The 12157-nt window shown below is 62.1% G+C and carries 10 protein-coding genes; all 10 read right to left on the bottom strand.

The window, feature by feature from the left end:
- Positions 1 to 10: 10 nt before the first annotated feature.
- Positions 11 to 1867, bottom strand: coding sequence for an asparagine synthase (glutamine-hydrolyzing) (asnB, locus tag P0111_05840; protein ID MDF0643531.1), 1857 nt, complete (start codon positions 1865 to 1867; stop codon positions 11 to 13).
- A 40-nt stretch (positions 1868 to 1907) separates the two neighbouring features.
- Positions 1908 to 3737: a class I SAM-dependent methyltransferase gene (locus P0111_05835; GenBank protein ID MDF0643530.1), complete on the bottom strand. Its 1830-nt coding sequence runs from the start codon at positions 3735 to 3737 to the stop codon at positions 1908 to 1910.
- Positions 3728 to 4723: a methyltransferase domain-containing protein gene (locus tag P0111_05830; GenBank protein ID MDF0643529.1), complete on the bottom strand. Its 996-nt coding sequence runs from the start codon at positions 4721 to 4723 to the stop codon at positions 3728 to 3730. The genes P0111_05835 and P0111_05830 overlap by 10 nt, the downstream gene beginning before the upstream one ends.
- 52 nt (positions 4724 to 4775) lie before the next feature.
- Positions 4776 to 5063, bottom strand: a complete 288-nt coding sequence (locus tag P0111_05825; protein ID MDF0643528.1) for a hypothetical protein — start codon at positions 5061 to 5063, stop codon at positions 4776 to 4778.
- On the bottom strand, positions 5060 to 6007 hold the full coding sequence (locus tag P0111_05820) for a class I SAM-dependent methyltransferase (GenBank protein MDF0643527.1): 948 nt from the start codon (positions 6005 to 6007) through the stop codon (positions 5060 to 5062). The genes P0111_05825 and P0111_05820 overlap by 4 nt, the downstream gene beginning before the upstream one ends.
- 47 nt (positions 6008 to 6054) lie before the next feature.
- Positions 6055 to 6570: a hypothetical protein gene (locus P0111_05815; protein MDF0643526.1), complete on the bottom strand. Its 516-nt coding sequence runs from the start codon at positions 6568 to 6570 to the stop codon at positions 6055 to 6057.
- 210 nt (positions 6571 to 6780) lie between these two features.
- Positions 6781 to 8124, bottom strand: a complete 1344-nt coding sequence (locus P0111_05810; protein ID MDF0643525.1) for an ABC transporter ATP-binding protein — start codon at positions 8122 to 8124, stop codon at positions 6781 to 6783.
- Positions 8121 to 8981, bottom strand: coding sequence for an ABC transporter permease (locus P0111_05805; GenBank protein MDF0643524.1), 861 nt, complete (start codon positions 8979 to 8981; stop codon positions 8121 to 8123). Before P0111_05805 ends, P0111_05810 begins: the two co-directional genes overlap by 4 nt.
- A 16-nt stretch (positions 8982 to 8997) precedes the next feature.
- Positions 8998 to 10890 (bottom strand): radical SAM protein, encoded by a 1893-nt coding sequence (locus P0111_05800; protein MDF0643523.1) that lies wholly within the window; start codon positions 10888 to 10890, stop codon positions 8998 to 9000.
- Positions 10887 to 12023: a class I SAM-dependent methyltransferase gene (locus tag P0111_05795; protein MDF0643522.1), complete on the bottom strand. Its 1137-nt coding sequence runs from the start codon at positions 12021 to 12023 to the stop codon at positions 10887 to 10889. The genes P0111_05800 and P0111_05795 overlap by 4 nt, the downstream gene beginning before the upstream one ends.
- Positions 12024 to 12157 lie beyond the last annotated feature (134 nt).

Below are 12157 nucleotides of genomic sequence, written 5' to 3'. Positions count from 1 at the left end.
TCCGCCGGCGCTAGACCGCCGAAAGGGCTCGATCTCGACTCTTGCGAAGCCATAATTCCAGAATGAGCAGAGGCCAGACCCGATAGATGGAAAAACAACCGGGGAACCGTTGCCGTTCGACCAATCGACGCAAGGCTGCCCGATCCGTGAGTCCCGCGAGCTGACCCGACGGCGCAAGGATGAGGTCGCCGGCCAGGCTCAACATTTCGTCCCGGGACCAGGCGCTCGCGGGCAGGCCGAATCCCATCTTCTTTCTCTTCACCCAGGGCTCGGGCAGATAGCGCGAGGCCAGCCGCTTCAGAATCCGCTTGGTGTCCTGCGGGGCGCGCCAGCAATCGGCGGCCGACAGCGATTGGGCGAACTGCGCCACTTGGCGGTCGAGCAACGGGCACCGGACCTCCAGCGACACCTGCATACTCATCCGGTCGACTTTTCCCAAGACCGCGCCCGGCAGATAGGTCGCCACATCCAGATTCCGCATGCGATGAATCAGAGGCCGCCGTGGATCGTTCAGCTGATCCCGCCACTCTTGGATCTGCTGCTCGAGCATCGGCGAGAGCCCGCCGAGCAGCTCCGCCACCTGCTCCGGCTGGAACATGAGCCATCGGGGCGACAGATAGGCATCGGCCGAACTGCTCCAGCGTCGCTCGCGGACGCTGCGGCGGAGCCGGCCGAGCCAGTCTCCCGCTTCCAGCAACGTGTCGCGATACCGTCCGTAGCCGCCGAACATTTCATCGCCTCCGTCTCCGGACACGGCGGCCGTCACGAATTGCCTCGTGTAGCGGCAGAGGAGGTATGTCGGCAGGCAACTCGTATCGCCGTTCGGCTCGTCCAGCATGGCGGCGACATCCTCCACCAGCGCGACCGCATCGGGAGTCACGAGCTGCTCGTGATGATCGGTCCCAAGATGGGCTGCAACCTGTCTGGCAAAGACATGTTCCGTGTCCTCGGTGCCTTCGAAGCCGATGGAGAAGGTCTGGATCGGGCGTCCGAGTTCTCGGGTGATCATCGCGACGACCAGCGAGGAATCGACGCCGCCCGACAGAAAGGCCCCCAAGGGCACATCGCTGATCAGCCGTTTTTCCACCGCCTCCAGCACCAGACGCCGCAATGCCGCCTCGCGGTCCTCGGACGACCTCGGCAGCGAGACCGGCGCCTCGCATGCGTCGAACGTCGTATACCGCCGCACGAGGGGCTCGGGGACGGAGCGGCCTGAAAAATCCGCCGACAGATAGGAGCCGGGCGGCAGTTTTCTGGCGCTCCGGAAGATGGTCCAGGGCGCGGGAATGTATTGCAGAAGCAGATACAGAGCCAGCGCATCCTCGTCGATGCCGTCGTCGAATCCCGGCACGCAGCGCAGCGCCTGCAGTTCCGACGCGAATGCAAACCAGCCGGCTCCCGCCGCGTAGTACAGCGGCTTCTTGCCGAACGGATCCCGTGCCAACAAGAGCCGGCGCTGCGCGCGGTGCCAGCAGCCGAACGCGAACATCCCGTCCAGCTCGGCGAGCCGCCGCGGATCCAGCCCATCGAACAGATGGGGCAGCACCTCCGTATCGGTCCTGGAATGGAACCGGCGGCCCTGCCGCTCGAGCACCGCGCGGATCGACTGGAAGTTATAGATCTCGCCGTTGAACGTGACGACCACCGAACCGTCCGGGTCGGCCATCGGCTGCCGCCCCTCCGCGGTCAGGTCCAGAATCGAGAGCCGCCGATGCGCCAGGGCGCAGGAGCCGTCCGGCTCGATCCAAAGGCCGGCATCGTCCGGTCCCCGATGTACCATGGTATCCCGCATCGCGGTGACGATCTCCCGCAGCCGCTGCGGTCCGAATCCTGCTCCGTGATCGATTACGCCGGCTATGCCGCACATGAAACATCTCCATCTGTCATGAATGTGCTCTCCATGGCTCCTACTGCCGGCGAAAGAGAGCGCGCCAACATCGCACGGCCAACCGCAGGAGCCTGGGGTACCGGCCCAGGCGCAACGCCACGCGGTACTCCAGGCTCTGCTCGATCCCGTCGATGACGCGCCCCTGCTCGGCGATGACTCGCCCCTGCTCCGCGATCTGCCGTTCGCACTCGGCCGTCTCCTGCCGCTCTTGTGCGATCACCCTTTCCTGTTCCTGCACCAACGCGCTGGAACGGGCCAGCATCCCCTCCAGCACGCGTACCGACGCCTCGCCTTGCCTGACCAGTTCCTGGCGATCGGCGATCGTCTGTTCCTGCGCCAGCAACCGGCGATCTCTCTCCGCGATCCATTGCTGCGCCGCGTGGGATTCCTCCAACGCGTGCCGGAGGGCGACGTCGCTGAACAGGCCCTGGAGGGTGAGGTCTTCGATGCGCCGCTCCTTTTCCACCAGCACAACCTCCACCGCCTCGTCGGACCAGGGCCGCGGCGAGGGGTCGCGGCGGACCAGATAGAGGTTCGCCAGCTCCGTCGAGCGCACGTCGTAGACCGGCGCAGGGGAATTTCCGAACCGCAGCGGCTCGAAACTCGGGCGGACGACGTCGTGGAAGCGATAGCCGTGCTTCCAGAACTCGCGCACCCAACTTTCGATCGGCAAGGCGTCATGCCCGGCGGTCACCGCTTCACCCGGCGGGGTCGAACAGAACAGGACCGTGTCGCTGGTGACCGCGCAGGATGCAACCAGATCCCGGTAGGACGTCGCGCGGAGATCGTGCTCGTCCGTGACACACAGGCACAGGTCCACGCGCGCACGAGGCCGATAGACCGATCGGTAATCGAACGCCTCCCAACGAAGCGACCCGGCATGCTGTTTGATCGGGGGAGTCTCTTTCCCGACGCCGATCAGATGCTCCACCCCACAGCGACCCAACTGCGCCAGCAGCCCTCCTTTGTCGGGACCGAGACAGATCACGCTCGCGGGCCGGCAGAGGTTGTAGACGACGGCCGCAAGGTGCTCGGCGAATCCCGGTTGCTCGAAGAGACCGGAGCCGGCCGGCTGTTCGGTCGCCGCCGGAACGGATGCGCCCGGACGATCGGTGGCCTGTTCGATCACCCCGATCGCCTCGTAGAGGTCGGCGTAGCGTGCGTGCCGAAAGGTCAATCCCGGCGTTTCGGCCAGGAACTGGTAAACGGCCCGACGCACGTTTGACCCCCAGCAACCGATCACATCATGCAGGACGATCCGGCCGCCGGGCCGCAGATGAGGCCTCGCCAGCCGCAGATCCTCCAGGACCGCGTCGCTGTAGTGCAGGCCGTCGATGAAGATGAGATCGAAGGGGCCGTGCGACCGGCAAACATCCGGCCCGACGACCGGGGTCGTATGGGCCGGATCGGTCTTGGTCGAGGCGAAGGTCGCGGGAGTGGAAAATCCTCCGGCGTGGAATACGATCTTATGGGCCAGCCCCAAGCGTTCGGCCGCTTCGCGCGCGAGCGCTTGGGACCGGACCGTGAGGTCGGCCTCCCGGCTCTGGGTCTGCATCGCCTGAAGCTCGACCTGCAGGGGAAAGTTGGGATCCACGGTGTGGATCACCGCGCTCTCTCCCGTCTTGAACGCCATCGCCAGCGTCGACAATCCCACGAACGTGCCCACTTCGAGGAGCCGCAGCGGAGCCGCTTCCTCGATCTCCGCCAGGAGTCGACGGAAGTCACGGCCGGGAAGCGCCCAATGGCTGACCAATTCACGCTGGTAGCCCAGGTCGGCGTAGGTCGTCAGAAGCTGTTCATACAGCTCATCAAGCGTCATCGACGGCCGCATGATGTTCATCAGGTCCATTGTGAGAGAGCGCTCCCCACTCCGCCCGGCACGGAGGCCGCGCCGTGAGGACCAACCAGGCCCTGTTCCTCGTTTGGTCGTTTGAGAAAAATCCGCCCCCCCACGACCCGCAACTCCTCGACGGAGAGAGACGCGTACCGAGGCAGCAGGCCCGGACGAACGGCCTCGACGTAGGCGCCGTCGGCGAAACAGTTGGGCTCGAAGCGGATCACGTCGAATCCCGCTTCCCTGAATGCGGCACGGAATTCCGAGGGCCGGACGCGGTTGCCGCCGCCGCCCTGCCCGCCGACGAACGTGCGCGCATACCGGTCGTCCGACACGGCGAGGAAATCCAATGGACGCCGGTCATTCGAATGGTCGCGAAAATCGATCTGGTGAATGCCCACCCCGCCCGGGCGGGTGACGCGCCACAACTCGGCGCAAAGCTTCGGCACGTCCGCGACGTGTTCCAGCGCGGCGTTTGAGACGATCGCGTCGAAGGAGCCGGTCGCGAGGTCGAGCCGGCCGGAGCCGAGATCCCCGCGTCCGGCCTCGATCACCCCGGCCGGATGGCGGCATTCCGTGATGACCCGGTCGAGAAGGCGCAGGTCGAACGGCCGCTCGGCTGCCTCCAACTCCGCCCGCAGCAGCCGGTAGAACCGCGGGTGGTAGGCCTCGTGCCATTCCACGAGATATTTGTCGAAGACGGTCACCCGCGCGCCCAACATGGCGCAAACCAGCGAGGCGCCGAAGTTGATTCCGGGGCCCAATTCGAGCACCGACAGCGACGAAAGATCCGGCGCCGGCCCGATTCGGCGCCCCAACTCACGGACGATGTTCTCCGCATATTCTCCACCGCAGGCCGCGGCGAACCGCACCTCTTGCCGCAATTGGGCCTCACTGTCCGGTCGCCTCGCGTAGTATTCGTGGATACACTCCCGCGCCGCCGCACCGCCGCGGAAACGCCGGTACACTCGTGAGGGAATGGACAACCAGGACGACAACATGGTCAACGGTCTCCTCGGTCGAATCGGTGAAGGTCGGTACGCCCCTGCCGCATCATCCCGTTTTTCGCCCCAGCATGTGATAGGCGCACTTGTGCGGCTCGTCCTGATTCAGCATCACGACACCCCAACAGAGGGTAAAATCGGTGTGCCGGCAAAAGCCCACCCGACGCTCCAGGGATAGCCGCCACTGATCGTCGAACCGGCTACTGTATTCGATCGGCTGATATTGCCCGCTGTAGTCATCGTCCCGGATCACGCGATGGTGATCGAAATGCAGGCTGACTGGTTTCCCGGTATCGATTCGAAGCATCTTGTTCCGGCAAAGATCAAGTGTCGTCATACAGGTATTGCCCTGACAGTCATGATAAACCCGAGTCCCAGTCGGTCCAGTACAGCATCGAGGTATGGAGTAAGAAACTGATCCCACAAGTCAATTCTTCCGATAAACGGGCTTTCTTTCCCTCTCAATTGTCTTGAGAACTCATGCCAACGCTCGGGACGCCGATTTTGAGCCACAATCTCCTCTACGCTTTCGCCTCCACAACATTTGACCATATAGTTGAGAACGCCACGCACTGATCCGCTGTAGACACCTTGGTCGCACATACAACTGAGCGCCTTATAACCCGATACTCTCAACATCGAATAGAGCGTTTCTCTTGTGAACATGGTCGTATGACGCGGCACATCGTCATGCCGCATGAAGCGCGCCGGGATGCTGTTGAAGTTCGGCACGAGAATGATCAACTCACCAGTCGGCTTCAACAATTGTCGGACTTGAGCCAGGAGGCGCTTGGGATCGTAGACATGCTCTAAGACGGCCCACATCGTAACGAGATCGAGTGAACTCGGCTCAAACGAGGCACTGTCGATTTCTCCATAATGAATATTCAGACCGAACAGATTCGGAGGCCTCGAGTAGAACTCCAGGCCGCTCACCGTCCAGCCCTTGTTCTTCATGAAATAGAGAAACTCGCCCTTGTAGCAGCCGATATCGAGAAGGCGGCCCGCCGGGAGATGTTGAACATGGCGGTACATGGCCTCGATTCGTCCACGATTGCCTTCCAAGGCCTGTTCTGGTGACAACTCTGCTTGATAAAATTCATCGGTGTAGTACTTTCGAATTTCTTTTTCTTCGGGCCGTGGGTTCACATACACCAGTGAGCACGCGAGGCACTTGACGACTGCGAAGGCCTCATCGGAGACGAGAAACCTCGTGTCACTGCGACGAAACATCAGTGCGGTGCGATCGCTTCCGCACAAATTGCACGATATGTATTCCATGCCGTCGGTTCTCACGACTGCTCCGAATCAAGACGTCTCTCGATCGATCATGTGGTCACATCGTAGGGAACATTGAAATCCTCTTCACTGATCTTTCGCATGGCGATCATGTACAGAATATTGGAAGGCAGGGAGGGCGCGCTCAAGACTGCGGAAACCCGTTCGGTCATCGTGTCGGGTCTATTTCCTTTCGTCGCCAGATAACGGCGGCAATCCTCCTCGGCATGTGCGGTGGACGGAATTTGGAAATCTTCAACGAGGATCTCATAGCGATTCACGTCGGCGATTGACTGGAACATCCTCGGATTGAAGTTCACAAACGCGTGGTTGATCCAAGTCACCGGAGCCAAGTGAATCATCGCGCCTCCGGGACGGACCAACTCATGGATGTTGGACATGGCCTGACGCACATCGAACACATGTTCAATGGTTCCTCCATTCAGTACCGTGCCGAATCTTCCCTTCCAGCCGGAGTCCAACGGCTTGCCGATGTCGAGATTCAGATCGGCTAGACCGTTTACATCACAATCCTGGTATGCCGTGATCCCGTAGCGATCTCGCATCAGGGCACGCACTGAGGGATCGCCCGCCAGATGAGAGTAGGAATGGCGCGCAGCTAGAACTGCGATGGTTTCTGGCAACTCATGAATGCTGAGGGATCCCAAAGCGAGAACAGGACTCCGCAGAGCCCCTTGCTCGAAGCAGGCATCAAAAAACGGCAAGAATGAAAACGCGATACCCATGTACGCTGAAACCCGCGATCTCCGATTACTTCACGCCGTCCCTAATCCGCGGACAGAAAACTTGGCGTCGAGATTGACCTTTGAATCGGTATAGATGTTGAGAGCGCCCTCAACTTCAAAAGCCAAGGCGTCGTAGCGCAGATCATATTGAATGCCGTTGGCACGTGCGATACCGGCGGTGAGAAAATAGCTGCCGGGCGCTATCCACATCGTTACTTCTAACCGCACTTCAAATAACTCGGTGCGCAGGCGAGGAGCCACTCGAATCCCTTGCAGGAGCGTGTCTGTGCCGAACATGTCGAGTCCTCGGTGATCACGCACCAGAAATCCCACTTCGAGGTCATCAAGATCCTCGTGGGCCAGTCCCCGCAAGACAAAAGCATATGAATTGCCGGATGATAACCGGACAAGGGGCTTCTCTTCATGATTCCGTATACTCAACTCCATGATCTCGGCCTTTCGGTCGCCGTAGCGCATTTCACCACGGTGCTGCGCTTCCGACGGCCCCTCGGCACCCCCTTTAACCGATCGGTCCGTCGAGTCGTGAGCACCGTGGACAGCGGTGGATGCCGCAACCAGGCTCTCACCCGCGAGTCGTCGATCTTGATCGACAGCCTCGCCCTCTTCACTCAGTCCCCCGAACAACATCCGATGATAGAACTTGGTCACGTAGCATGGTTCCGCATCGGCCGCGACGGTCCCGTTCTCGAGCAGAATCGCCCGATCGCACATCGACGTGATGGCATCGGCGCTGTGTGACACCAGGAGAATGGTCTTTCCGGCCTCGCGAAACGATCGGAACTTATCGCAGCACTTCTTCTGGAACCGGGCGTCGCCCACCGACAGGGCCTCATCCACGATCAGGATGTCGGGATCGGCGCTCACCACCGTGCTGAAGGTCAGCCGGGCCTGCATCCCGGTCGAATAGGTCTTGAACGGCTGATCGATGACCTCGCCCAGTTCGCTGAACGCGATGATGCCCTCGATCCGCTCATCGATCTCATCGTTGGTGAGGCCCAGGCAGAGCCCTCCCATGTAGACATTTTCGCGACCCGTATATTCGGGGTGAAACCCGGTGCCCAGTTCCAAGATCGACGTCACCTTACCCTCCACCTCGACGTCGCCGCCCGTCCGCTCCAGTGTCCCCGTCAGAATCTTCAGGAGCGTGCTCTTTCCCGCGCCGTTGCGCCCCATGATTCCCACCACCTCGCCTCGGCGCAGCTCGAAGCTCACGTCGCGGAGCGCCCATCGTTCCTCGTGCCTCGGCCGCCTGGTGATCAGCTCACGGAGCATATCGGCCGGCCGCCGATAGATTTCGAACCGCTTCGAAAGATGTCGCACCCGGATCGCGGGCGCCTCGGCCTCGACCGTCATAGCACCTCGCCGAACATGAGTTTGAGCTTCCGAAAGATCCGATGACCCAGGAACAGCGCGGCCGGGCTCACGACGAGCAGCAGCAGCCAGGAGACGGGATGAACCGGCCGGCCGTAGTACAGCGCGTCCTGGTAACACCAGATCAGATGGCTGAACGGATTCAACGACAGCAGCATGGCGAACCCCGGCACTATCCGCTCGACCGCGCCTTCCGAGTACAGAATGGGCGCGAGAAAGATGCCGGCGCTCACAAAGACCTGGACCACCTCACGCAAGTCCCGGACATAGGCCCCGACGGACGACAGTACGTAGACCACGCCGGTCATCACCATCAGCTGCAGAAAAAAGAGAACCGGCAGCGACGCGGCGAGAACCGGCACATGCCGATCGACGATCGCCATATAGACGAGAAGAACCAACGTCGCGATGCCTTGCGGAAGCGCGGCGGCCAGCACCGACTTGACCGGGAGGATCTCGACCGGAAAGACCACCTGCTTGACCAGACCGGCTTCGTTCACGATCGCCCCGGTGCCGCGCGCCATGGCATCCGCGAACGTCATCCAGGGAATCAAGCCGGCCAGAATGTACGTGACCGCGCCGCCCTGACCGCCGCCGAAGGGCATGCGGGACGGAAACACAAAGGTGAACAGGAACAGGTACAGTCCCATCAGGAGGATGGGATGGGCCACGGCCCACACGGTGCCCAGCGCTTGCCCCGCATAGCGGTCGCGCACCTCCCGCTTCGCCATCTGCCAAACCAGACGGCGGCGGCCGATGAGCGTCTCGATCAGGCCGCCGGTCCCGCGCGGCGCGCGCGCCGAGCCGGTGATCGACCACGGCACAGTCGTTTGCGCCATCAGTCAGCCCTCCCCATCACCGTCGCTCCGGTTCCGAGCCGACCTGAGCCGCATAGGCCAGCCGGTCCCCATCTTGTTGTTTCGACCGCTTCAACCGATAGGTCCGTCCGTTCTCCTTCGGATCGGAATCGTCGGAGGAGCTGAAATACAGTTGTGCGCCCCAGATCGAATACCGCCCCTGTCCGCATTTCCGAATGTCGTCATGAAGGGAAGCCTTGGGGCCGAGCCTGGTGTCGTCCTCCCAAAGTTCGTACTGCTCATCGCCGATGCCCGGCGGCAAGCTCGCGATGGCGCAGAGGCCGATTTCTCTGTGAATGAACTTCAACGGCACCTCGTGACGGGGTTCCTCCTCGGCAGGTGGAACGACATCCGGCGGCGCCGGCTCCTGCCGGCGCTTCTTCAAGCGATAGACGCGCCCGTTCCGTCTGGCATCCGAGTTGTCCGACGTGCTGAAATAGAGCTTGCGGTCTCCGATGTAATAGGATCCCCCGCCGTATTCTCTGACCTCGGCATGCAACACCTGTCGGGGTCCGAGGAGCGTCTCGTTCTCCCATAACTCATAGTGTTCGGCGCCGACGCCGGGCGGCAGGACGGCAAGATGGCAATGGCCTGCTTCCTGCTGGATGAATTCGATCTTGACGGCGTGATGATCCGGCCAGACGAGCGTCTCCGGCGACTCCGCCCCCGCATCAGTGGCATGAGACGCCCGGCGGCCGTCGTAGAGACCTGGCACGTGGAAGCGGATGCAGTCTTCGCAATTGGGCAACGGGAGCAATCCCGAGGCGTCCCGGCGGAGCGAGGCCCGGATGCCGGCGTAGTTGCGGCCGAACCACGCGTCGGCAAAGTCTGTCACCGACGTCGCGTACCCCAATACCACATCCTGCGCGCGGCAGCAGGCGCTCATCTGGCCGTCGAGCCCGATCTCGACATAGTAGCTGGGGGCCGCGCAAATGCGGAGCGGATCAGCTCGGTAGTCGTCGGGACCGCGTGGAAACAGCATCCGGTGTTGACCGATCGCCAGCAGCCGCTTGAGATTCCAGTGCAAGCGGGTTCGCGCCGAATCCATCCAGACGCCGCCCGCGTTCAGAGGATCGCCGTCGAGGCTCACTCTGATAAAGTCGCCGTTGCGCGCCAACCAGTCCCGGAGTCGACCGGCCGTCGCGGCCAGTTCATCCGGACTCGGCGCCTCCTCGAACGAATTCTGAATGGGACTGTATCGGTGAAATGCCACCTCTTCGATGCCGTGGTTCAGCGACCACTGCACGACCCGCAACGCATCGGCGAGTGTCCGCCGGGTCAGTGTCGGGTAGACGCCGACCCGAAGCCGTCCCCGGTCGCGCCGGAGCAGAAACTTCACCAACTGCGGCGCGGCCTTGGCCCATTCGCCGCCCCGCCGCACTTCATCGAAGCGGGGACCGACGGCATCCAACGACAACATGACCTTGCCCCGCTGGCGAAGCAGTACGTCGATGACCCGATCCGTGAACAGGGTCCCATTGGTCTGTACCTTCACGTCGCAGCCGTAGACGCCGATCGTCCCCAATATCGCCTCGATCTGCGGATGCAGGAGAGGATCGCCTTGGCTGTTTAATTCGACCTCCACCATGAACGGGAAGAGCGTTTCGGCGACGGCGTAGAACACGTCCAACTGCATGTGGCTGCGAATCACGCCGGTCTCATCGAGATACTTCTGACTGCCGCAGATTTCACAGCGGAGATTGCACTTGTTCGTAAGGGCTAGATTGCAGAAGACCGGGGGCGGGACGTCCGCCCCGCCGCGCGCCAGCAAGTAGGCGGACGCCGGATGGCGTCGCCAGAGCAGCGCCGCGACCTTGTCGCTGTAACCCTTCGCGATGAACCGGTTCAGCAGGACTTCGGTCGAATCCGCCACCCTCTTGGCGAGACTCATGACTCGGAACCGCTCCCCACGTCGAGATAGATCGAATATCGTCGGCCGTTCGTGTTGGGATTGCTGTGGTCGGTCGACGAAAACACCAGACGGTCGCCCCAATGGGAATACCGGCTTCCGCCGTAGGCCTCGATCTGGGCATGCGGCGCATGCGCAAAGCCCAGCGGCAATCCGTCTTCACACAGCATCATTCGGGATCGTCGAGGCGCCTCAACTCGATCGGCTTCCGCCTGATACTGCGGGAGATGAGCGACCCAGGCGTGTCCCGCTTCATGAGCGAACGGAGCGTGGAGGGCGACCTCCGTACGGCGCCCGGCGACGGCGTCCCAATAGTTGGCGGCGCCCTTCCTCCGGAACAAATATTCGCTGTTCGCTTCGCCCGCCGTGATATTCAGCAGTTCCAGGCCGAGTTGATCCGCGCAGAAGGCTTTCGTCTCCGCGATGCCCGCAAACTCCATCGGCCAGCCGCCCAGCCAATCCTTCACGTCCGTCCAATACGACATGCCGCGCGACCGCCCGTATTCGCGGATGTGCGTGAACGGGTTCCGGCCCGCCCGCAACTCGGGCAGAATGGTCGCCCACAACGCATAGCGCCATTCCATGCAACGACGGGTGAACGCTCCGGCGCGGTTGTAGCGTTGTTTCAGGGAGAGCCAGAACTCCGGTGTGGGATCGATGAAGATGTCGGTCGTGTAGAGGGCGATACAGAAGACGGAGTCCGGCTTCATCAGCGAGGAGGCGTTCGCGACCGCTTCCCACATGCTCCCCGTATGGTGCAGGACACCCCAGCTGTAGACGATGTCCGCCCGATCCAGCTTGTCCAAGAAGGGACGGTCGAGGACCGAACCCTGCAAAATTTCCCAGTTGTCCGGCGATCCGGCCTGCTCGCGGACCATGCGACTGGTCTGCACCGAATCGGGATCGTAGTCGAATCCGACGACCCGGCTCGCGCCGGCCCGGTAGGCCGCGAGCGAATGGATTCCGCTTCCGCAGCCGACATCCAGGAAGGTCTTGCCTCGCAGATCGTCCAGCTTCAGGAAGTCGAGCAGGCACCGGCGGGCCGTCTCGATCCGCTCGTCCGTGACATGCCGGCGCGCGAACTCCGACCAGTTCTTTCCGAATTCGTAACGCATCTAGTGAACCCCCTTGCGTGCCTTCCACGTTCACACAACGACCACGATCGATGTACTAGGGTTACCCCTAGCTCCGTCCGGTGAAGACTTCTTGCTACAAAACGCGTTGATCGGTCCATCGCCGACACCGTTCG

It is taken from the genome of Nitrospira sp., from assembly GCA_029194535.1.
In the GTDB taxonomy this organism is placed as follows: domain Bacteria; phylum Nitrospirota; class Nitrospiria; order Nitrospirales; family Nitrospiraceae; genus Nitrospira_C.
The sequence above is the reverse complement of the archived record's forward strand: the minus strand, read 5'-3'. Positions and strand labels throughout refer to the sequence as shown.